Genomic DNA, 21,899 nt, shown 5'->3' on the forward strand with positions numbered 1-21,899 from the left:
TACGTATCAATCGTTGAGAAATGTAGTTTTGCATTATAGCAAAAGCTGGATGAATAAAAATCCTTTTTATACTTTCGTTATTTATCAGGGTTTTTATCGCTCAAATCACCCTATATCAGCACCTCTGTATGTATGTTAAACAAACGCATACAGCATTTGTGTGCATGAGTGATGCAATTAGTGACACAATCTTATACACTAAAGCAGTAATATTGTAAATATTGACAACCAACCAGCTATTGCACAAAAGTTGTGACTGCCCTATATAATTAAATGATTGCTTATAAGTGAAACAATTGAAGCATCTCTGACAATAATAATTTTTACTAAAAGGAATTCTGCATGACTGATAATACCAGCCCAGATACCATGACCCAGCGTATTTTAGTCGTTGATGACGACGCGCGCTTACGCTCTTTGCTCCAGCGCTTTCTAGAGGACGATGGTTTTGTCGTACGCACGGCGCATGATGCCAGTCAAATGGACAAACTGATGCAACGCGAGCTGTTTTCTTTGGTGGTATTGGACTTGATGCTACCAGGCGAGGATGGCATTAGTATTTGTAAGCGCCTACGTGAAGATAAAGGCGATATCCCCATTATTATGCTAACGGCAAAAGGCGGTGACGCGGATCGCATTGCGGGACTTGAAGCAGGTGCCGATGACTATCTGCCCAAACCATTTAACCCAAAAGAGCTACTGGCACGTATCAAAGCCGTACTACGCCGCCAAAACCGTGAGCTACCTGGCGCACCAAGCCATCAGCTAGAAGTGGTGCAGTTTGGTCCTTGGACACTTGATCTGTCGACGCGCACGCTCAAACGTGATGGCAATGTGGTGACTTTGACGACAGGTGAGTTTTCCGTCCTCAAAGCACTGGTACAGCATCCACGCGAGCCACTGACTCGTGACAAGCTGATGAACCTTGCGCGCGGCCGCGAATGGGGCGCCATGGAGCGTTCAATCGATGTGCAAGTGTCACGTCTACGTCGTCTGATTGAAGACAACCCATCACAAGCACGTTATATTCAGACTGTCTGGGGCGTGGGCTACGTCTTCGTTCCGGATGAAGCGGAAGTAGAAGAAGCCAAAAGCGAGTAACCTCAAAAGGTATTTATACGCTTTATCAAATAAAAAACGACTAATAAAAAATCCTGCACATTTGTGACAGGGTTTTTTATTGGTCTACGTTTGAGGTGATCCGTTAGTATCAACTAACTCATTAACGCAATTGACTGTCTTTACTACCACGGCGATTAAACAGCTCAGCCGCTTTGGTTTGCTTCTCAAGCTCAGTTTGACAACCAACACAGTGCTGCACCCCTGGCAGTGCCTCTCGCCTTGCTTCAGGTATTGACTCACCGCACTCATCACAATACTCAGCGCTGTCGCCTGTCGGTAGGGTACGTCTTAGTCTATCGAGCGCGTCATTGACGGTAGCATCCATTTGCTCATGCTCCGCGCCATCTCTTGACCATCCACCTGCCATAATTTATCCTTTGTTATTAATTTATAAAATTTAGCATTAAATGCTTTAATAACAAATAGATGGGGTTAGTTATGAGTGCTTTCAATACGCCTTAGCATCTGTTGAGCATGCAAAGGTAATACTGGCAGTGGCTAGTCTTTTGGCTGTAATGCCACGACCTGCCCGCGTACATTGATACTGTCATCACTCATGAGGCAAACGTAGCCTGCCATGATCTCTTCAGGTGTTTTTAATGTCATTGGGTTTTCGCCTGGATAAGCATGAGCGCGCATGTTTGTACGCGTGCCGCCAGGATTAATACAATTAAAACGTAAGTTGGTGGTGTTTTGCGTCTCTTGAGTGAAGATATCACTCATGCCTTCTACCGCTTGCTTTGATAAAGCGTATGCACCCCAAAACGCCCGTGGATGCGTACCGACTGAGCTTGAGGTAAATACAATCGAGCCATGGGCAGCATCTTTGAGTAATGGTAGTAATGCTTGGGTAAGCATAAAGGTGGCGGTAGCATTGATATGCATGACCTTGGCGAAGGTCGTAACATCGTACATCGCCAGCGGCGTCAAATCGCCTAAGATGCCAGCATTGTGCAGTACGCCGTCAAGCTGACCAAACTCTTTATTGATTAGGTTTTCTAACTGCTGCATCTCGCCATAAGTAGCATGCTCTAGATCCATAGGAAGTATCGCTGGCTGCTGACCGCCAGAGCCTTCTATCTCATCATACACTTCTTCAAGCTTGCTACTAGTGCGACCTAACAGTAACACCGTGGCGCCATAACGGGCATAGGTCAAAGCCGCTACGCGTCCGATACCCGCACCCGCACCTGTGACCAAGATGGTTTTACCTTCCAAACATCCTTCAGGTGGCGCATAGTTACGAATATCATCGTGGCTCAAAACTTGACCAGCAGATTTGGCAGACTGGCTTGCAGCCTGATTGGCATTGTCACTCATGAAATTACTCACTGCTTATCGATTTATAATAAAGATAAAGGGCTATTGGTTAGGGTGTGCTAAACATGCAAAACTCAAAGGTATTCAAACTTACCTGAAGACAATAGCAACTTACTTAACTGTTTAGGGGTATCAACAATATAGTCTGCCCCCCAGCTTTTTAAGTCCTCTTGATCTTCAGGCGGGATATAACCATAAGCCGCCAAAATAGTCGGCATACCTGCCGCATTCCCAGCTTCGACATCACGCACGTGATCGCCTATATAGAGTACAGACGCAGATGCGCCGCGTGGTATGGCAAGCTTCTCTAATGCCATGTACATAGGCTCTGGATCAGGCTTATTACGCGATACATCATCAGGACATACCAACACAGCACAGCGCTCATCTAACTGCATGGCTGCAAGTAGCTGCTCAGATAAATAGCGGGGCTTATTGGTTACAATACCCCAAGGCACGTCCTGCTTTTCAAGCTTACTCAATATCTCTTCAAGGCCATCAAATAGACAGCTATCGACACAGATATCCGCTTCATAATCATCCAAAAACTGTTGGCGGAACACCAACAGTTCTTCCTCGCTCACGTTCATCTGATTATTATGACGTAGCATAAGCTTTACCATCGCTGACGCGCCAGCAGAAACCTGCTCACGAATGTCTGCTGCAGGTGGGGCTTGCCAGTTATTTTGTGCACTCATTTTACCAATAATGCGTACAAAGTCAGCCGCAGTATCGATAAGAGTGCCATCAAGATCGAATAACACCGCTTTTACAAATTGGCTCATGATACATGCTCTTATTTTAAATAATTGTATTAAACAGACCCTATACTAGGGGTTTTTGAACCGCCATCATATAGTTAACATCGACATTTTGCGCCAACCAATAGCGCTTAGTGATAGGATTATAATGCAGCCCAATCATGTCTTGACGAGTAAACCCTGCATTGACTGCCATTTTGTCCAATTCAGCTGGAGTGATAAATTTTGCATAGTCATGGGTACCGCGATCCAGTAGGCGCAAGACATACTCTGCCCCAACGATGGCAAACAGGTAGGACTTAGGATTACGGTTGATGGTAGAGAGGACGCAAACACCGCCTGGCGCAAGCAGATCGTAGCAGGCTTGCACAATGGCGCTTGGATCTGGCACATGCTCTAGCATTTCCATACAAGTCACCACATCGAACTGTCCTGCATGCGTTTTTGCTAAGTCCTCAACAGGGATATGCTGATAACGCAAAACGTCATTTAAGTCACTTTGTTCGGCATGCAGGCTGGCGGCTTTTAAGTTCTCAGTGCCTAAGTCGATACCCGTCACATCAGCGCCGCGACGCGCCATTGACTCGGCCAATATACCGCCGCCACAACCTACATCTACTATCTTTTTGCCAGCAAGCCCAGCCTCTGCGGTTTTATTAGCATCAGGGTTTTGATGGCTGCTTTGATAGCCACGTTTGACGTTTTCTTCGATCCAGTTTAGGCGCAAAGGATTGATATGATGTAAGGTTGCAAATGCACCTGTCTTATCCCACCATTCACTGGCAAGCTTATTAAATTTGTCGACTTCACTTAGGTCCACGTTAATCGTAGTATTCATGTCAGAATCCGGCTATGTATGAGTAGATTGAGAAGAGACAGTAGCGCTTATGGCGTTTCTCTTTATGGTATGATTTTTGCATTATTTGCATTAGTAGTCTAAACGAGCTGATTATTTATGTGCTCAATATTAGCATGAGTGCGGGCTGTTTGTCGTGACGACATCGTGAGCATTTATGACTGGTATTGTTAACTGACGAGCAATATACCTTAAATATAGTCTCACAGCTTTACAACGCTTGCTTAAGAATCCGGTTCACAAGGGCCGTGTTTTTACGTTATCATAGGCGCGTCTCGCTTAAATAGGCACTCAACGCTTTAGCATGTATTCCCTTTGATACCCTTTTTGATAATTTAAATATTTACTCCCAAGGAAACAGTATGAAACGTGTCATCACACTGACTGGTCTGGCTATGGCCATTGGACTTGCCAATATGGGCGCACAAGCGGCCGATTATGTCGCAGGAAAAGACTATCGCGTGTTAAACAACCCAGAAAACATCAGCGGCAATGCGATTATTGTTCGTGAGTTCTTTTGGTATGGCTGTCCACACTGCTATTCCCTGAACCCGCATATGGAAAAGTGGGCAAAAACCAAAGACAAAGATGTGGCATTTTTCAAAACCCCAGCAGCCCTAAACCCAGTATGGGAAGCCAGTGCACGCGGTTTTTATGCTGCTCAGTTATTAGGCTATGAAAACAAGACGCATGACGCTTTGTTTAATGCCATTCATAAAGACGGCAAGCAGCTGTTTGATCAAGCCTCACTGAGTAAGTTTTATGCTTCTAAAGGTGTCGATCAAAAGAAATTTAACAGTTTATACAACTCGTTCGCTGTCGGCACCAAGATTGGTCGCTCGCAAGCGGGTGCAAAGCGCTATCAACTCTCTGGCGTACCTGCTGTTGTCGTACACGGTAAATATGTCGTGACTGGTGAAAGTGCTACCGTGCCTAAAGTAGTCGATTTCTTAGTCGATAAAGTACGTGCTGAGAAAAAATAACTCTGCAGAATAGCTGTAGCTGTATAAAACCTGCATACTGCATAAGAAAAGTACGTTATTCGCACTACTCTATGCAAAAACTAAAAAGGCCAATCAGTGAATGATTGGCCTTTTTGTGCATTGGACTATCTTTACTTTAGCTGCGAAAGTATGGCGACTTCGCGAATATAGCTGGCCAAATCTTCTTCCGACTCTGCTAACAGCTCATCATCTTGCATGTGTTTGGCATACTCAATCCATAGTAGTAGCTGATATAAGCTGTTGCGCTCAGAAGCCTTGTACTGCTTTATAAACTGCTTCAGTGTGCCTTCATCATTGATATTAAGCCTGCCAAACCACCCTTCTATCTTCACGATTTGCTCATTTGGGAATAGGGCATTAAACAGTGCTTTTACCAAAGCATGGCGATCTTCTTCACCGATCAGCTTGCCGACACGTTTGGTCTGACGATTGCGTGCATTGGCACTGGTAATATCAGCAAGTGCCATCAACTCCGCCATAAAATACTCACTGGCTGGGAGTTTTTTTAACTGCTTTTTTGATAAGCCTGCCAGCGGTATAGATAACTGCTGCAAGCGCTCGTGGGCTTTTTTCAGTTCGGTGCGCGAGACGCGCATGTCATGTTCTGACCAGTCAATCATACAAGCTTTCCAAAATAATAAATAAAATTAGGGCCTGCTAACCACGATTTATGGCAGCAAACTTTTAATAAAAACTTTAACAGCAAACTTCTTAATAAGATTAGCCAGATGATAGTCATCAGCTATATAACATCCAAGAGCTACCAACGACTTTTTTCGCGATGTTTGGCAACCACTTTTAAACCTGCTGGCATACTGTCGGCCAATCGGCGTTGCAGGTTATCGGTAATGAATACTGAGCGGTGCTTGCCACCTGTACAACCAATCGCAACCGTCACCGTATGGCGATTGTTATGTAAAAAATCTGGCAACCAACGTGTCAAAAATTTAGCAATATCGTCGTTCATTTCCGCCACTTCTGGATAATCAGCAAAGAACTCACCGACCTCGGAGTCCAGACCTGTTGAGGCGCGCAGATCAGGGTTCCAATGGGGGTTGGGCAAGATCCTGACATCGAATATAAAGTCAGCGTCGATAGGGCTACCGTATTTAAAACCAAAAGACAATATGTTGATGACTATTTGATTGTCCATACCCACGTGTTCACGCAAGGTGTCTTTTAGCTGATGGATATTTAAATTGCTGGTATCAATTTTGATGTCAGCATGGCTAGCAATAGGCTCTAACAGCTCAACTTCTTTTTTGATGGCAGCAGGTAAATTAAAAGCGATATGCTTGGCATTGTCACTATCGATATCTTGCGCCATCAGCGGGTGTACGCGGCGAGTAGCATTAAAGCGTGCTACCAACGTACTCTCTTGCGCCGTCACGTAGACAACCTTGACCGCCTGTGTTCCATATGTTTGCTTTAGTGAGTCGTAAATTGCATCGAATTTGGATAAGTCCGCCCGTGGAGTACGAATATCGACACCCAGAGCAATGCGGCGGATACTACTCTCTCCTACTAGCTTGTGAGCAGCATTAGGCACCAAGGACAGCGGTAGATTATCTATAGAATAATAACCCAAATCTTCTAAGATATTTAATACCGAAGTTTTACCCGAACCAGAGCGTCCTGACACCACTAAGATACTAAGGCTATCGTCCTTGGACTTCTCTATCACTGATTGTCCTGATACTGACTCATGCTCTTGATTCATACCTGCCGCTTCCATGGTTGACCATCCTAGTTCATTACGTCCACTGCTGCCCTAGCGCGTTTCCTCATACAACACTGACAACCTTTAGCTTAAAACCATCTACATTCGCTATTATCATTCTAATTAAAGGTTACGATCTCATTATCTAACAGTCGTGCACGCCCGAGCCATGCCGCGACCAATATAATTAACTTTTGATTATTTTCTTTTAAGCTTTCAACATTATCAACAGCGTCTAGCTGCTCAGTTTTTAGCTCCAAGTAATCAATAGTAAAGCCAGCATCCGTAATGCGCGTCTGTGTTTCTGCTAATAACGACTTAAGCTCATGCTGATCATTTCCTGCCATCAACTGCTGTGCTAACCGTTGTAGCTCTTGATGCAGTATAGGAGCCATTTGACGCTCAGCTGCGCTTAAGTACTGATTGCGTGAGGACAGTGCCAAGCCGTCCGCAGCACGGACAATAGGCGCACCAACGATCTCTATCGGATAGCTTAAATCACGTACCAATTGCTTGATAATGGCCAATTGCTGATAGTCTTTTTGCCCAAATATAGCCACGTTAGGCTGCACTATGTTAAACAGCTTCGAGACCACAATCCCGACACCGTCAAAATGACCAGGACGCGATTGACCACATAATTGAGTGGTAATAGCACCAGCGAGAACAGATGTCGGTGGTGGCAGTACTGGATACATCTCATCGATACTGGGCGCAAAAACATAATCTGCACTGACAGTAGCCAGTTTGGCAACATCATCCTCTAGCGTACGAGGATAACTGTCGAAGTCTTCACCTTCACCAAACTGAGTGGGATTGACAAAGATACTTACCACTACGATATCAGCCTGCTGCTTTGCCATTTTTACCAGTTCTAGATGACCGTCATGCAGATTGCCCATCGTTGGCACTAGCGCAATACGTTGCTCACTACGGAGCGGTTTTAGCGTGTCTTGTAACGCCGCAATATGATGATAAATGGTGGGCATGATGTCATTTTCTTCTATTTCGAATCGTAAAAACCAACAGATTACATAAAACTAGCTAAATTGGTGCTGCTCAGTTGGAAAACTGCCTTCACGGACTGACTGCTGATACAGGGCAAAGGCACCTTCGATGCTGTGGGCGCTATTGCGCTCATCGGTCAAAAAGTCATGAACAAAGCGCGGCACGCGTCCATGCACCATGCCCAGCATGTCATGCATCACCAATACTTGACCGTCAGTATCGGCACCAGCGCCAATACCAATGACGGGCACAGCCACCGCTTCTGTCACTGCTTTGGCAAGCTCAGCAGGTACACACTCCAATACCAATAATGCAGCACCTGCGGCGACGACTGCTTTGGCGTCCGCAAGTAGTTTATTAGCCGCTTCATCACCGCGGCCTTGAATCTTATAGCCGCCAAAGACATTGACCAGTTGTGGCGTTAGTCCCAAATGCACACACGTTGGCGTACCCGCTTGCGCTAACGTCTTGACCAAATCACAAAGCTCACTACCGCCTTCGATCTTGATCACATGCGCGCCCGCTTGCATCAACTGCCTGCTATTAGCTACAGCTTCTGGCAAGGTCACATAGCTCATAAATGGCAAGTCAGCTAAAATCAGGGCGTGCTCATTGCTACGAGCAATATTGGCAGTATGATATGCCATGTCATCGACTGTTACAGGCAGTGTTGAGTCATGACCTTGTACTACCATGCCCAAACTGTCACCGATCAAGATGGTATCAATCTGCGCCTTATCCATCATCCGCGCAAACATCGCGTCATAGCAGGTCAAACAGGTAAACTTGATACCGTCTTTTTTAAATTTATTTAAAGTAGATAACGTCGTCATATGACCCTCAATTAATCTGCAATGCCTTTAACTAAATGCTTTTAACTCTCACTATAGTGAGTCCTAAATAAAAAGAGTACAGTTTTTACGGCGTGCTACTGGTATGAATTTTATAGTGGATTGACTATAGTAGCTTTAAGCCTGTCCAGTCATTACTAGCTGCATAACTGTCTATCGGTTGACCCGAAATCATAATATCTGCTGCCAACTCACGTAGCGGTATCAGGACAAAATTGCGCTCAAGCAGTCCAGCATGCGGTATGGTGAGTTGTGGCTCTGCGATTTGCGCTTCACCGTACAACAAGATATCCACATCAAGGCTACGCTCACCCCAACGGCGCAATCGCGCGCGCAACGCTTGCTGCTCCAACTGTTGGCAAAATGCGAGCAACTCAGCAGGGGTCAATGTCGTTTCAAAGCTTGCAACTGCATTGACAAAGTCTGGCTGGTCTTGTGGCCCCATAGGCGCTGAGGCATAGAACGAAGAGACATCAACTTTGCGTATTTGCTCATGCTCTCGCATCGCTGCAATGGCTTGCTGCAAGTGCTCTGTAGGCGATCCCAACTCATTAGAGAGATTGCTACCCAAGCCCACATAGCAGGTAACCCAATTAGCATTATTCATGGTGCTCATTTTATTCTAATAGTTATCGCTACTTAGTTATTCAAGCTACGCATTGTCAGTGCTTGGCTGACGACGGCGACGCTTATGCGGTATTGGCCCTTTATTGTCATTCAGCTTGCTAGCAATGGCTAGACTGTCCGCCACTTGACTGCTTTTGGTAGCTTTTGTTGTTTCTGCTACCGCCACGGGTGCTTTGGTTAGCTGTTTTTCTGACTGTTGAGCTTGGGCATCTGCTTTAGCCTGGTTATGCTTTTGATCAACTTGTGCCGCTGGTTTAGGTGCTTTTTTTGCGTACTTAGTGCCAGTTGTTGACTCTGGAGCATCGCTAGTAACACTGACGCTAGCAGCGCTAGGCTGACGACGACGGCGGCGCTTATGCGGTATTGGCTCGTTGTTCATGCTCACTAGCGCAGGCGATCTTGCTATGCTGCGAGTTGCCTTTTCTGGAGTAGCAGATGAGGATTTAGCCTCAGGCTGCTTTACTTGATCTGGCTGAGCAATGTTTGAGCCATCAACCTTCGCATCCGACTTTGCACTTGATGTTTGCTGATCCTTTTCATCATGCTTAACGGCTGCTTTATGAGAGGCTGGCTCTTTTTGTACAGGCTTTTTTTGAGCAGGCGTTTGACTGTCTTTTTGCTGCTGCTCATCCGCTGGCTGTCTTGGTAGTGGTGGCACCACTTTTTCGTGTTCGATGACAAATAACGGGGCAGGTTTAGATGCCTGACGCTTGTGTGACGATTGCTTAGTATCACCAGCAAGCGATAGCTGCTGCAACTGTGCCAGCTCTTTGCTGTCTTGTTTGCTCTGCTGCTCACCTTGCGTTTTGCGTTTATTAGCAGAGTGCTTAGCGTTTGCAGGCAAGCTTTCGGCACGGCGACGGCGTGAGGGTACGTTTGAGTCCTCTTTTGCAGCGCTGCCATTATCTTGATGATGCTTAGTGTCGCTTTGACTAACCACTAACTCATCTGCAGTACTTGTCGCAGGCTTTTGGCGATTGCGTCCACGGCCACGCTGCCCTTTTTTGTGAGCACCGCGGCGCAGATTTTCATCAAAGCTATCGATGGCTTGCTGTTGCTCTTTTTCTGACAGAGTTTGATAGGTCTGCCACCAGTCGCCCATGCCATTGGTCGACTCTGACAGTGGATGCTCAGCGTCGCCGCACTGCTCACGCAACAATAAAAAGTCAAAACCAGCACGAAAACGTGGATGTTCAGAAAGCTGTACAATTTGCTTGCTACGCGGCGCAGAGAGTTTTGGCTGCAATAGCCAGATGTCGCGGATGAACTGCTCAGCAAACTTAGGAATAGCCGTCTTGATGCGCTGACGGTCGATGACTTTGCTGGCGGCATGCAATTGCGCTTCGGCGAATGGCATGTTGCGCTTTTTGGCTTTTTCTAGCTGATGCAGATAGTTTTCCCACAAGAGGGCTGCATAGAAAAACGCGGGATTGATGCTTTTCCCTGCGGCAATACGTTTGTCAGTATTGATAGCGACTTGCTTCACCAAGGCGCTTGGCTCAGACGGCGGATAGATAAGTAAGCTGTCAATCGCACCCGATTCAAACAAGAGCGGCAATAACGGCACCAGATAACCACCGGCAAACATCTTTTGCGTCTCATCATAGAGACGATGCGGCGATATTTGCTCGAGTAGCGCCCAGTTGTTGTCATGGAACTGCTCAGACAACTCTTTATCAAACTCAAAACCCAACTTGGCTTTAAAGCGCAGAGCACGTAACAGCCGTACGGGATCTTCTTCAATGCGTACTGGCGCATGACCTAACAAGCGAATAGTCTTATTATTAATGTCTTCAAGCGCACCGCAAAAATCATGCACCACGCCTTTGAGCGGCTGATAATAAAGCGCATTAATCGAAAAGTCACGACGGGCAAAGTCTTGCTTGATATCGCCCCAGACATTGTCACGCAGGATCATACCGTCTTGGTTGGTATTGGCATCACTGGTTGGTGGCCCTCGAAACGTAGCGACTTCAATCAAGTCGCGTCCAGAGTAGACATGCGCCAACTGGAAACGACGACCGATAATGCGGCAGCGCTTACCAAAGACGTCTTTGATTTCGTGCGGTTTGGCATCAGTGACGGCGTCAAAGTCTTTGGGCTGCAGACCTAATAAGGTGTCACGCACCCCGCCACCGACGATATAGGCATCAAACCCAGCTCGGGATAATGTGGCAATAACTTCAGTGATGGAATTTGGTAATTCAGATTTATTCAGTTCTAACTGCTTGGCGGCACGCTCGGCCATGCATCTACTCCTCGCCGGTATTCTTAACCGCTCTTGATTAACTTAGCTTTTAACGAGCTTAGCGTTTATCAGGCGGATGTATTCGCTATTCTAACAAACTTTAGGCTTGCTAGGTGTATTATGCGCTTTAGTTGTGCGCTATTTTGTCAATATCAAGGGTTATGCTGTTTTTAACCACAAAAAACCTACTCTTGCACCGTTAGACGGGCTCTGTTTTTCTCAACGGTTTTTGCGCCAATACCTTTGACTTTGGTTAACTCATCAACGCTTTTAAAATCACCAAACATCTCACGATATAAGATAATTTCTTGCGCCTTACTACTACCGATACCGTGCAATGAGGTCAGCTCGCCTTCAGTAGCACGGTTAATATTGATTACGGCCTGATCACGCGCTTGAATTGCCGCGTTTTCTTGCGCAATCAGATGATTATAAGCAGCTTGGGGATTGTCAAAGCACGGCGCAGCATGGGCATTATTAATCATGACACTGGTGAGCATGACACTGCTGATAATAGCCAAACAACAAACAGCACTCATTATCAAATAAACGCATGAGCCTTTATTATAGATATAATAGATGCTACGAGTGTTATGAACGTTCATGTTGTTTCGCGGCTTCCCATAGGGCATCCATTTCTGTGATATCACTGTCCTCGACACGCTTGCCAGCGGCGGCCAACTGCGCTTCGATATAACCAAAACGCGATTTAAATTTATGCACACAAGTGAGCGCTGCCATCTCGGCATCGAGGTTTAGTTTGCGCGCGACATTGACCAAGCCAAACAGACAGTCGCCCATTTCTTTTTCTAGCTCATCACGCTGTGCCGCGTTTAAGGTCTCGCCTGTTTGCGGAATGATGTCTTTCAGCTCAGCGATTTCTTCTTCTAGCTTTTCGATAGCGCCCTCGACCCCTTCCCAATCAAACCCCAATTTACTGGCCGCCTTTTGTAAGCTTTGCGCCTGCATAAGGGCACTACCCGCTTTTACTTTATCGAGACGACGTTTGGGCTTACCGCGGCTTTGACGCTCAAGCGCTTCCTCAGCTTTTATCTCATCCCAGCGCTCCTTGACTGCCGCTTCATCTTTAAGGGTTTCGGTTTCAAAGACATGCGGATGTCGGCGAATCAGCTTCTCTTGCAAGGTGGTAATGACGTCGCTGATATCGAAGCGTCCCTGCTCAGCGTACATCTGACAATGAAAGACCACTTGTAGCAGCACATCACCGAGCTCACCTTTGATGTCTTCGTCATCATCGCTTTGTACCGCCTCACCAAGCTCATAGGCTTCTTCGATAGCATACGGAATAAGACTATGATTGCTTTGCTTTTTGTCCCACGGACAGTCAGCACGTAGCCGCGCCATCAAGGCAAGAAGGTCATCAAGCTGCCCGCTGGCTTTTGGCGTACCTTGTACAGGCTCGGGTGCTGAGACTTGTTTCTGATTCTCATTATTCGCAGTTGAGCTGTTATTTTTATGGGTACTCACACTTACTGGAGCATTAATAAGGTCTGGATTATTCATAAAGGCTACTCTTCTCTTTCTATCATTTTTTATTATTTCTACTTACCATCTAATATCTCAACCCCTTAAATATCTTAACGTAGGCTGTGGCTTTAGCCCAGCATTATAATTTTGTAGGATTTATAGCTGGGCTAAAGCCACAGCCTACAAATCTTCTGTTCTTAGCAATACGCTATTGTTTGTAAATTTAATCGACTATAGTGTAGCATTGAACGCTAATTGGCTTATAATTGTATGGCCAAATATTTAACACACCCTATTTTCTCACCTCACTGCTTTAGCGCAAGGAATCTTCTCATTATGCCTACTTCTGCGACCCCTAGCTATCAGCCAGCAACTGAATTTCATCCCATGACGATCGATTCATTTAAAGCTTATGATATTCGCGGTGAGCTTGGGGTAAACCTTGATGAGGTGATCGCTTACCGTATCGGACGCGCCTTTGCGCAGATTTTATTTCAGCGTTATAACGCTGCCGTTGCCGCCGATCAAGAGAGTGAACTGACAACGCTAAAACCTGCCATCGTCATCGGTAGCGATATCCGCCATTCAAGCGAGCAATTAAAACAAGCGACCCTCAAAGGCATGATAGATGCAGGCGTCGATGTCATCGATTTGGGCATGACGGGCACTGAAGAAGTGTACTTTGCCACCAGTTACTATCAGGCTTTAGGCGGCATCGAAGTCACCGCCAGTCACAACCCCATCAATTATAATGGTCTCAAGCTGGTCAAAGAACACTCAAAGCCGATCAGCGCCGATGATGGTCTGGCCGAGATTCAAGCATTGGCAGAGTCTGGGCAGTTCGCTACCAGTAATGAATCAGGAACCTTGCAGTTGCTGACTGATAAAAGCGCCTATGTCGAGCACGTGATGACCTTTATCGATACCGATAAGCTCAAACCCCTGAAACTGGTGATTAACTCAGGTAATGGTAGCGCTGGCCCCGTGGTTGACTTATTGATTGATAAACTTGCACAAGCGGGCGCGCCAATTGAAGTGATTAAATTACATCACACTCCAGACGGCAGTTTCCCCAATGGTATCCCCAATCCTATGATTGAAGCCAATAGAGTGGCTACCCAACAAGCAGTTTTGGAAAACAAAGCCGATCTGGGTATTGCTTTTGATGGTGATTTTGACCGCTGCTTTTTGTTTGATGCAAGCGGGGAATTTATTGATGGTAGCTATGTGGTCGGCATGCTGGCACAAGCATTTTTAAACAAATACCAACATCAAGAGCAGGGCGAATCCATCGTCTACGATCCACGAGTGATTTACAATACCGAAGCAGTCATTGCATCAAACAATGGCAAGGCGGTCATCAGTAAGTCTGGACACTCATTCATCAAGCAAGTCATGCGCGAGTCAGGCGCCGTCTATGGCGGCGAGATGTCCGCTCATCACTATTTCCGTGACTTTTTCTATTGCGACAGCGGGATGATTCCGTGGCTACTCACCATTGAGCTGTTATCCGTCACGGGTAAGACGCTATCTGAGTTGGTCACTGGCTATATCAAAGCGTATCCTAGCTCAGGTGAGCTAAACTTTCGCCTTACCACCCATGATGCGCCAACCATCATTCGCGCTATAGAAGACAGATTTAGCAGCGAGAACCCAAGCAAGTCGATGCTTGATGGTTTAAGCCTCAACTTCGGTGACTGGCGCTTTAACTTACGCGCATCGAATACTGAGCCGCTGATCAGGCTAAATATCGAAACTCGCGGAGATGAGAAGCTATTAGCCGACAAGATTCAAGAAATAAAAGCATGGTTAAGTGAGCAAGGTGCGGTGCCAGCTTAAAGTTGGATGACTTACTTAGCACGCCCAATACCCATATAGTCACCCACTAAACTGTTGATTTGAGCCCTTGTCAGTGCATTCTGCGCATCAAATACTGGCATCGCTTGCTGATTGAGCTTGGCAACATCGAGCTGATCGCGTGGCGACCAACTGATGATAAATACTGCTTGCGCTTCATCCAGCTGCTGATAAGGACTGGCGATCAGCTTTAATAAAGGCTGCTGCCCATACAGCGCAGCAAGTTCAGTCTGGGCTTTGTCACTATAGACCAGCGTCCGAATGTTATACGACCATAATAATGCCAACAAAGGATGAATGGCAGAGTCCGCCGTACGCCCTGATCCTGCTTTATAACTGCCACCCCAAATCATGACGGTTTTATTATCAATAAAGCCATCAAAGTATTGCCAAAACTTGCGGAATATCAGCTCTTTTTGATCTTCGTTGATATGCAGCACCGACTGCAAGAGCGGCATGTCCAAACTATGCTCTTGGTTTGATTGCTGCAGCTTTACCAGCTCTGTCGGTAGGGTATTACCGCCAAACCCCCAACCTGCTTGCAAGTAACTGCTGCCCACCCGCTCATCTAAGCCCATGATGCGACTGACGTGCTTGATATCGATCTGCTGACTGTCAGCCAAACGTGACATCTCATTCATGAAGCTTACCCGCGTCGCTAGCATGGCCATGATGCTACTGCGGGCAAACTCTATGGTGGCGATATCAGCATGATGAGCAGCATGAGCAGACTGCATTAAAGGCGCTAAGATAGGTAGATGCTGACGGCTGTCTGCGGTCTTTTCACCCAAGAGCCACAATGAGGGGTTCAACATCGAGCTATAGGCATCACCGTCTTTTAAGAAGACAAACGGCACATAATACACCCAAGCACGCTGCAAGCGCTGAGCCAACCCTGCGATATGCCCTAGTTGCTCAATGCCGCTCATAATCACAGGTAGCGCCTGCTGATGACTGTGATTAAAGGCAGTCACCCAGCTGTCATCCAACCAAACTGACTTGATACTGTCTAAAAACAACCAGTACAGCGCCACGGTTGTTTGCTCATGACCCTGATGACTAGCGCCATGATCGGCATCTTGACCTATCGCTTCATAACTCTGTATTAGAGTGTCAGCACTATCAGGCAGCGCCTGACTGATAATGCTCTGCTGCTGCACGTACATCTGCCACAGCGCCTGCAGATGATGCTCAAAGCCATATTGCTGTATCTGCTGCGCCAAGCGTTCCTTATCGGCATAGAGGTGCACGCGCTGCCCGAGACTTGCCAGCACTACGGCGCTAGTAATGGCCTCAATACTATGTCCGATAATCACGCAGACTTTTATTTTATTATGACTATTATTGGCATGGCTTGGATGAACAGACATCTTTTATCCTTTTTAATACGGTCGGCTTACTTTACAAACGCTACAGCGTAGACTAAATTTTTGTGTAGGGTGCTTTCTAAGCACCGTTCAAGCATTGCAATAATGGTGCATGGAATGCGCCCTACAAATCAAACCTTCGCAAGAGCAAAATGCTGGGCTAAAGCCACAGCCTACGATAACTCAGTACCTGTCAAACGTTGCAATAATGGTGCATGGAATGCGCCCTACGACAGCTGTTTGATATGCTGTAATAGCTGATCGGTGGAGCTGTCAAACTGACCATCAACCTCATGCTGCATGGCATGGTGTACGGACTCTGCCATCTGCTTACCCATCTCAACGCCCCATTGGTCAAACGGGTTGATATCCCAGATACTGGCCATGACATAGACTTTATGCTCATAGAGCGCAATCAGCGCCCCTAAGCTGTGCGGGGTCAACTCGTTGATCAGTAAGGTGGTTGACGGCTGATTGCCACGGTAGTACTTATACTTATCCGCCTCAGAAGCCGTTGTCGTTTCACTACCAGGTTTATCAGCAGCATTGGCAGCCGCATCGCCAACCGCGGCATTACCAAAGGCCAGTACCCGACTTTGTGCCAGACAGTTCGCCAGCGATAGCTCATGCTGCTGCTGGAGTGGCGCATTATTCTGCACCTTAGTGCTATAACGACGCACGCAAGCGATAAAGTCACAAGAGACCTGCTGCGTTCCTTGATGCAGCAGCTGATAGAACGCATGCTGAGCGTTGGAGCCAATCTCACCCCATAGAATCGGACAGGTATCGTAATCAATATGGTCGCCATGCAGGGTGACGGACTTACCGTTACTCTCCATCTCTAGCTGGGTCAAATAACTGGGCAAATAGCTGAGACGACCATCATACGGCAAGACGGTATGAGCATTCACTTGTAAAAAGGTACTGTTCCAAACGGCAAGCAGCCCTAATAACACGGGCAAATTATCGCCAAAGTCCGCTTGGGCAAAATGCTCATCCATACTATGCGCACCGCTCAACAGCTCCTTAAACCTTGGCATACCAATGCGAATCGCAATGGCCAGTCCAATCGCTGACCATAACGAGAAGCGACCACCGACCCACTCCCACAGCTGCAGTTGATGCTCAGGATGAATGCCCCAAGCGCTCATCTTCTCGCTATTGGCGGAGATACCGATAAAGTGCCGACGTAAGACGCTGTCTTCGGTACCTGCGCGCAGCTTGGCAGTCGCCAGCAGCCATGACAGGGCGGTCTTGGCATTAGATAAGGTATCCACGGTGCCAAAAGATTTGGAAGAGATGATAAATAAGGTATTTTCAGGATTTAGGTGCTTGAGCAGGTTATCAAGCTGAGTGCCGTCCATGTTAGAGACGAAATGCACTTCGATGTCGGTATCTGCCCACTCATCAAGGGCGGTGGTCGCCATTAGTGGCCCCAGATCAGAACCACCGACCCCGATATTGACCACGTCAGTGATGGCTTGCCCAGAAAACCCGCGCCAAGTGCCATTGCGCACACGTTCGGACAGTCGCGCCACTCTTGCTAGACTATGATGCACATCGGCAACCACGTCTTGCGCTCCTACTTGTAGCTCGGCAGTCTCTGGCAAACGTAGCGCGGTATGTAAGGCGGCGCGCTGCTCACTGGTATTGACCATCGCCCCTTGTAGTAGCGCCTGAATACGGGCAGACAACTCACAGCTATCGGCAAGGCTCAATAGATTGGCTAATACGGTGTCATCGATACACTGCTTGCTATAGTCCATATATAGCGCACCCGCTTGGCTACTAAAGCGGGTGGTACGCTCATCGTCCTGCGCAAACAGCTGCGCCAGCGACCACGGCTGCGCTGCCAGTGTCTGCAATTGCTGCCAGTATTCAGAGCTACGCGCCTTATTGTATGAGCTATTATATGATCCGCTATACGAGCTGTTACTTTTCATTTTATTCACCGGCTATTTATCTGCTAATTATCGGCTATCTGTCAGTTATTCACTACTCGCTAACTGCTGCTCGGCAAAGTAGATAAATGCCTGCATATACGAGCGCATATCGCCTGCATCATAGCTATCGCCGCGCATGGTGGTCACATTGACGCCATATTCGCTAATTAAGGCATCAATGGCATCGGTCAGCTGAATCTCATCGCCGACAGAGGCTTTGGTATTGGCCAGATAGTCAAAGATGTGATTGCTAAACACGTAGCGACCCACCACAGCTAAGCGTGAAGGTGCCTCTGCTAAACTGGGCTTTTCTACAAAACCCGCCACTTTAAAGCTGGTATTCACATTTTCGTTGCTATTGCGATCACTGTCATCGTTAGATGCTTCATGCAATTGGGCGATACCATATTTATGCACATCTTCATCGGCGACTTTATCTACCAATATCTGTGAATGACTATCCTTAGCAAAGGCATCAATCATAAAGGCTAAATTATCAGCAGACATATCAGTGGTAAATGGATCAAGTACGACATCGGGCAATAATACGGCAAAGCCATTCGTACCGATGATAGGACGCGCTGCCAATACCGCATGTCCCAGTCCTAAAGGCTTGCCCTGACGGATCATCGAGACGGTGACATCCTCTGGTAGCCAGTTGAGACTATCTGCGAGCTCATCTTTACCTTTCGCTCTAAGCTGATTATCCAGCTCGGCATTGATATCGAAGTAGTTTTCAATCGCGCCTTTTTGTGCATGGCTGACGAGGACAATATGCTTGATACCAGCAGCGATCGCTTCTGCCACTACATAATGAATGGCGGGACGATTGCCCAGCGGCAACAGCTCTTTTGGCACGGATTTGGACAGTGGCAGCATACGGGTACCAAAGCCTGCGACGGGGATAACAGCGTGGGTGATGTTTTTCATAAATTTTTGGCTATGTTAAAGAGAAAGGTGAGGTTGAGTTCAAAATAATAAGTCGAAATAGTAAGCGAGCATTGGTGGATAACCATAACTCAATCCAGCTCATATCGCTTAGGTCTTATTATAACCATCTGGATTCTTGCTCTGCCAACGCCAAGTATCTTGGCACATCTCAGTGATAGACAGCTTGGCTTCCCAGCCTAATAACTCTTTGGCTTTGTCCGCACTGGCATAGCAACTGGCAATATCCCCTGCACGGCGGGCAGCAAATTGATAAGGAATAGGCTGTTTAGAGACTTTGGTAAACGCTGCAACCAGATCTAAGACCGAGGTGCCTTTGCCCGTTCCTAGGTTAATAGGTAGAAAGCCTACGGAGCTAGTTGTATCCGAAGCGCTTTTTGAGCTGGCGTGTTGCTGTAAATAATTCAGTGCGGCCACATGACCTTGCGCCAGATCAGTGACATGGATAAAGTCACGGACACCCGTACCATCGACGGTAGGATAGTCATTGCCAAAGATGCTGAGCTTCTCAAGCTTACCGACGGCCACTTGCGAGATATAAGGCATGAGGTTATTTGGGATATCGTTCGGATCTTCGCCGATCTGCCCTGATGGATGCGCCCCTACTGGATTGAAATACCTAAGAGGTATCAGGTTCCAGCTAGCATCCGATACCGCTAGGTCTTCTAGGATATGCTCGACGGTAAGCTTACTTTGTCCATAAGGATTGGTACAAGAGCGCTTTGATGTTTCATCGATAGGGAGAGTTTCAGGGTCGCCGTAAACCGTGGCAGAAGATGAAAAGACCAGGTTTTTAACATCATATTCTGCCATGACTTCCAGTAAAGTGATGCTGCCACTGACGTTATTATTATAATATAACAAGGGCTTGGCAACGGATTCACCAACGGCTTTTAACCCAGCGAAGTGAATGACACCGAAGAATTGATGCGAGGCAAAGACTTCTCTGAGCTTATCAGCATCGCGGATGTCACCTTCGATAAAGGAGATAGGCTGACCAATAATACTAGAGATACGATTGAGCGCTTCACGGCTACTGTTAGATAGGTTATCGTAGACCACAACTTCATAGCCTGCTTCATGCAGGGCAATACAAGTGTGAGAGCCGATATATCCAGCACCGCCAGTTACTAATATTTTTTTAGTCATAAAATCAGCCAAAAGTGTTTAAATAGTTATTTATAGTCAATCATACTATAGTTATTTCCAAATAAAAGCGTGATAGCTGTTCTATCGTGCTACTAGAACGAATTTGCAGAGGATTGGCTATTTTCACCTTTATTCATATAAGCGACTATACTAACAATTAGGCTATATTACCAACAAAAATCAGCTATTTTTCTAAACTATGCACCTTAATTCTATTTATTAAGTGCATTATGGTTAGGAGGTTTACCTAATACCCAAAGAAAAAGCCAGGTACTTGCAGTATCTGACTTCTTATAAACTCTCAATCTATTTCATGACACTTTACAGCTAATGATCTAGCTAGCTACTTACCTCAAGTAAACTCTCAGCTTTCAAATTGTTGATGATCTGCTCTAACTCCCAAAGTGGAACATCAATTTTTTCTGCAATTTCTAAGTTTGAGTCAACCCCATCGCAATAAGCCAGAAAATTCATCATGTTTTTCACAATTGAATGTGTATCTTTCGTACTAATTGTAGGGTATAGCCCTCTTTTTCCAAGCTGAGGCTCGCATAAAACAGTTTTGCTAAGTGTTTCATTAGATTCAAGACATTCGATTGACTTCTTTAATACCTCATAAGCACCGAATAGGCCCGATGGTGTTACTAGACTCAAGTCATCTAGTGAGGTGTGATACTCAGGATAACATCCATACTTAGTTCTCATGATGGAACATACTGGCAAGTCTATTCCACCACTACAATATTGCCTTTCATCACTTCCTCTATCTAAGAATGTGTAGCTTACAAATTCTGGTTGCGCATATTTTAGAACGTGCTTTGCTACTTTATCTGCAAGGGTATTGCCTGCTCTAGAAGGTAAATATGAGTAAGCTCTATCGTCACCTACGCAAGAAATATTAAATCCAGCTACTATCTTTTCTTGCATCTTTTTATAATTTCTGCTGAGATATGTAATTGAACCAATTGTTTCTGGAATTATAACTATTCTATAAGTATACTTCCTAGACTCCAGACTCAAAATCCACTTAGCTAAAAACGCTGTCACTACTGGGCCTGACAGTTCATTATTAGCCATTGAAGGGTGGCATAAATAACTTGACAAAAATATCTCTTTTTCTGTTTCACCCGGAACTATCAATTCGCCATAGGTTAAGCTTCCATCCTTAAGATCACTATCTATGTATACTCTGTACGTTCCTTTCTGGAGATTATCTCTTTCGTTTTGAGTGATACAAAATCCCCACCTCTCTTTATAGTAAGAGGTTATATACGGTATGGCATCTGGTTGCTCTGGGAGTGAGTAAAGGTATTTCTGTAACTCTTCAAGAGATAGTTCTTTATCAACTGGTGTAGAGTAGCCTACGACATGTAGGTTAGAGGTTTTAAAGTCGCAGATCTTATTGTCATTAGGATCAATTATATATGCGTCCCTAATATTCCATTCTTTTGGCACTTCCCAATCAAAACACTTAGTTCCAGTTGGAACTTCGAAAAAACTTAAGCCCTGCAACTCTAAATCATTTTTAATTATTCTCAATGACTCACGAAAACCATCGCCAGTTATGCTTCGACAAATTGGAAAAAGCTTTTCACAAAGCTTATGCATATCTACACCAATATCTGTCATA

General features: G+C 46.0%; 20 protein-coding genes. 3 read left to right on the forward strand and 17 right to left on the reverse strand.

All coding sequences use genetic code 11. The features are described from left to right. The first annotated feature begins 342 nt into the window (after positions 1-342). A complete protein-coding gene (ompR, locus tag JMY01_RS12135) occupies positions 343-1,101 on the forward strand; it encodes a two-component system response regulator OmpR (RefSeq protein ID WP_227677908.1) in 759 nt (252 codons plus the stop codon). Positions 1,102-1,222: 121 nt separating this feature from the next. On the opposite strand, the gene JMY01_RS12140 is transcribed toward ompR, so the two are convergent. From JMY01_RS12140 to ubiG, 4 genes are all read right to left on the reverse strand, one after another. Continuing rightward, positions 1,223-1,489 carry a DksA/TraR family C4-type zinc finger protein gene (locus JMY01_RS12140; RefSeq protein ID WP_201576126.1) on the reverse strand — a complete coding sequence of 89 codons (267 nt, stop codon included), beginning with the start codon at positions 1,487-1,489 and terminating at the stop codon, positions 1,223-1,225. Between the two features lie 131 nt (positions 1,490-1,620). Next, entirely contained in the window at positions 1,621-2,442 is an 822-nt protein-coding gene (locus tag JMY01_RS12145) for a YciK family oxidoreductase (protein ID WP_201576128.1), read from the reverse strand. A 74-nt stretch (positions 2,443-2,516) separates the two neighbouring features. Further along, positions 2,517-3,227 carry an HAD family hydrolase gene (locus JMY01_RS12150; protein WP_201576130.1) on the reverse strand — a complete coding sequence of 237 codons (711 nt, stop codon included), beginning with the start codon at positions 3,225-3,227 and terminating at the stop codon, positions 2,517-2,519. 40 nt (positions 3,228-3,267) lie between these two features. Then, the gene (gene ubiG, locus JMY01_RS12155; protein ID WP_201576132.1) at positions 3,268-4,041 is read right to left on the reverse strand and encodes a bifunctional 2-polyprenyl-6-hydroxyphenol methylase/3-demethylubiquinol 3-O-methyltransferase UbiG; all 774 of its coding nucleotides are present in this window, start codon (positions 4,039-4,041) and stop codon (positions 3,268-3,270) included. Positions 4,042-4,421: 380 nt separating this feature from the next. Between ubiG and JMY01_RS12160 the strand changes: the two genes are divergently transcribed. Further along, on the forward strand, positions 4,422-5,042 hold the full coding sequence (locus JMY01_RS12160; protein ID WP_201576134.1) for a thiol:disulfide interchange protein DsbA/DsbL: 621 nt from the start codon (positions 4,422-4,424) through the stop codon (positions 5,040-5,042). A 131-nt stretch (positions 5,043-5,173) separates the two neighbouring features. On the opposite strand, the gene yjgA is transcribed toward JMY01_RS12160, so the two are convergent. The 8 genes from yjgA to mazG all read right to left on the reverse strand — a co-directional run bounded on the left by yjgA (position 5,174) and on the right by mazG (position 13,041). Further along, positions 5,174-5,683: a ribosome biogenesis factor YjgA gene (gene yjgA / locus JMY01_RS12165; protein WP_201576136.1), complete on the reverse strand. Its 510-nt coding sequence runs from the start codon at positions 5,681-5,683 to the stop codon at positions 5,174-5,176. Positions 5,684-5,823: 140 nt separating this feature from the next. After that, positions 5,824-6,783 carry an RNase adapter RapZ gene (gene rapZ, locus JMY01_RS12170; protein WP_227678043.1) on the reverse strand — a complete coding sequence of 320 codons (960 nt, stop codon included), beginning with the start codon at positions 6,781-6,783 and terminating at the stop codon, positions 5,824-5,826. Positions 6,784-6,902: 119 nt separating this feature from the next. Beyond that, positions 6,903-7,772 (reverse strand): pantoate--beta-alanine ligase, encoded by an 870-nt coding sequence (panC, locus tag JMY01_RS12175; RefSeq protein ID WP_201576142.1) that lies wholly within the window; start codon positions 7,770-7,772, stop codon positions 6,903-6,905. A gap of 51 nt (positions 7,773-7,823) precedes the next feature. Beyond that, the gene (panB, locus tag JMY01_RS12180; protein ID WP_201576145.1) at positions 7,824-8,624 is read right to left on the reverse strand and encodes a 3-methyl-2-oxobutanoate hydroxymethyltransferase; all 801 of its coding nucleotides are present in this window, start codon (positions 8,622-8,624) and stop codon (positions 7,824-7,826) included. A gap of 124 nt (positions 8,625-8,748) precedes the next feature. Next, positions 8,749-9,249 (reverse strand): 2-amino-4-hydroxy-6-hydroxymethyldihydropteridine diphosphokinase, encoded by a 501-nt coding sequence (gene folK, locus JMY01_RS12185; protein ID WP_374220352.1) that lies wholly within the window; start codon positions 9,247-9,249, stop codon positions 8,749-8,751. 45 nt (positions 9,250-9,294) lie between these two features. After that, positions 9,295-11,517, reverse strand: coding sequence for a polynucleotide adenylyltransferase PcnB (gene pcnB / locus JMY01_RS12190; RefSeq protein WP_201576150.1), 2,223 nt, complete (start codon positions 11,515-11,517; stop codon positions 9,295-9,297). Positions 11,518-11,702: 185 nt separating this feature from the next. Continuing rightward, a complete protein-coding gene (locus JMY01_RS12195; RefSeq protein ID WP_307781404.1) occupies positions 11,703-12,122 on the reverse strand; it encodes a helix-hairpin-helix domain-containing protein in 420 nt (139 codons plus the stop codon). Continuing rightward, positions 12,109-13,041 (reverse strand): nucleoside triphosphate pyrophosphohydrolase, encoded by a 933-nt coding sequence (gene mazG / locus JMY01_RS12200; RefSeq protein WP_201576153.1) that lies wholly within the window; start codon positions 13,039-13,041, stop codon positions 12,109-12,111. The genes JMY01_RS12195 and mazG overlap by 14 nt, the downstream gene beginning before the upstream one ends. 300 nt (positions 13,042-13,341) lie before the next feature. On the opposite strand from mazG, the gene JMY01_RS12205 reads away from it, so the two are divergent. Next, positions 13,342-14,844: a phosphomannomutase CpsG gene (locus JMY01_RS12205; RefSeq protein WP_307781405.1), complete on the forward strand. Its 1,503-nt coding sequence runs from the start codon at positions 13,342-13,344 to the stop codon at positions 14,842-14,844. 11 nt (positions 14,845-14,855) lie between these two features. Here JMY01_RS12205 and JMY01_RS12210 read toward each other — a convergent pair whose 3' ends face one another. The 5 genes from JMY01_RS12210 to JMY01_RS12230 form a co-directional block, all read right to left on the reverse strand. Continuing rightward, positions 14,856-16,232 carry a UDP-glucose/GDP-mannose dehydrogenase family protein gene (locus JMY01_RS12210; protein WP_201576155.1) on the reverse strand — a complete coding sequence of 459 codons (1,377 nt, stop codon included), beginning with the start codon at positions 16,230-16,232 and terminating at the stop codon, positions 14,856-14,858. Positions 16,233-16,456: 224 nt separating this feature from the next. After that, on the reverse strand, positions 16,457-18,172 hold the full coding sequence (pgi, locus tag JMY01_RS12215; protein ID WP_201576157.1) for a glucose-6-phosphate isomerase: 1,716 nt from the start codon (positions 18,170-18,172) through the stop codon (positions 16,457-16,459). 45 nt (positions 18,173-18,217) lie between these two features. Beyond that, a complete protein-coding gene (locus tag JMY01_RS12220; protein ID WP_201576160.1) occupies positions 18,218-19,102 on the reverse strand; it encodes a UTP--glucose-1-phosphate uridylyltransferase in 885 nt (294 codons plus the stop codon). Between the two features lie 108 nt (positions 19,103-19,210). Further along, the gene (gene galE / locus JMY01_RS12225; protein ID WP_201576162.1) at positions 19,211-20,269 is read right to left on the reverse strand and encodes a UDP-glucose 4-epimerase GalE; all 1,059 of its coding nucleotides are present in this window, start codon (positions 20,267-20,269) and stop codon (positions 19,211-19,213) included. 339 nt (positions 20,270-20,608) lie between these two features. After that, positions 20,609-21,898 (reverse strand): DUF4910 domain-containing protein, encoded by a 1,290-nt coding sequence (locus tag JMY01_RS12230; RefSeq protein ID WP_201576165.1) that lies wholly within the window; start codon positions 21,896-21,898, stop codon positions 20,609-20,611. Position 21,899 lies beyond the last annotated feature (1 nt).

It is taken from the genome of Psychrobacter sp. H8-1, assembly GCF_904846575.1.
GTDB classification, from domain to species: Bacteria; Pseudomonadota; Gammaproteobacteria; order Pseudomonadales; family Moraxellaceae; genus Psychrobacter; species Psychrobacter fulvigenes.

Coding starts and splice junctions, on each gene's coding strand:
- JMY01_RS12145 (WP_201576128.1), bottom strand. CDS start 2,442: ATGAGTGACAATGCCAATCAGGCTGCAAGCCAGTCTGCCAAATCTGCT.
- JMY01_RS12230 (WP_201576165.1), bottom strand. CDS start 21,898: ATGACAGATATTGGTGTAGATATGCATAAGCTTTGTGAAAAGCTTTTT.
- JMY01_RS12220 (WP_201576160.1), bottom strand. CDS start 19,102: ATGAAAAACATCACCCACGCTGTTATCCCCGTCGCAGGCTTTGGTACC.
- JMY01_RS12150 (WP_201576130.1), bottom strand. CDS start 3,227: ATGAGCCAATTTGTAAAAGCGGTGTTATTCGATCTTGATGGCACTCTT.
- rapZ (WP_227678043.1), bottom strand. CDS start 6,783: ATGAATCAAGAGCATGAGTCAGTATCAGGACAATCAGTGATAGAGAAG.
- panB (WP_201576145.1), bottom strand. CDS start 8,624: ATGACGACGTTATCTACTTTAAATAAATTTAAAAAAGACGGTATCAAG.
- JMY01_RS12195 (WP_307781404.1), bottom strand. CDS start 12,122: ATGAACGTTCATAACACTCGTAGCATCTATTATATCTATAATAAAGGC.
- pgi (WP_201576157.1), bottom strand. CDS start 18,172: ATGAAAAGTAACAGCTCGTATAGCGGATCATATAATAGCTCATACAAT.
- folK (WP_374220352.1), bottom strand. CDS start 9,249: ATGAATAATGCTAATTGGGTTACCTGCTATGTGGGCTTGGGTAGCAAT.
- JMY01_RS12205 (WP_307781405.1), top strand. CDS start 13,342: ATGCCTACTTCTGCGACCCCTAGCTATCAGCCAGCAACTGAATTTCAT.
- galE (WP_201576162.1), bottom strand. CDS start 20,269: ATGACTAAAAAAATATTAGTAACTGGCGGTGCTGGATATATCGGCTCT.
- JMY01_RS12210 (WP_201576155.1), bottom strand. CDS start 16,232: ATGTCTGTTCATCCAAGCCATGCCAATAATAGTCATAATAAAATAAAA.
- pcnB (WP_201576150.1), bottom strand. CDS start 11,517: ATGGCCGAGCGTGCCGCCAAGCAGTTAGAACTGAATAAATCTGAATTA.
- ubiG (WP_201576132.1), bottom strand. CDS start 4,041: ATGAATACTACGATTAACGTGGACCTAAGTGAAGTCGACAAATTTAAT.
- panC (WP_201576142.1), bottom strand. CDS start 7,772: ATGCCCACCATTTATCATCATATTGCGGCGTTACAAGACACGCTAAAA.
- ompR (WP_227677908.1), top strand. CDS start 343: ATGACTGATAATACCAGCCCAGATACCATGACCCAGCGTATTTTAGTC.
- JMY01_RS12140 (WP_201576126.1), bottom strand. CDS start 1,489: ATGGCAGGTGGATGGTCAAGAGATGGCGCGGAGCATGAGCAAATGGAT.
- yjgA (WP_201576136.1), bottom strand. CDS start 5,683: ATGATTGACTGGTCAGAACATGACATGCGCGTCTCGCGCACCGAACTG.
- JMY01_RS12160 (WP_201576134.1), top strand. CDS start 4,422: ATGAAACGTGTCATCACACTGACTGGTCTGGCTATGGCCATTGGACTT.
- mazG (WP_201576153.1), bottom strand. CDS start 13,041: ATGAATAATCCAGACCTTATTAATGCTCCAGTAAGTGTGAGTACCCAT.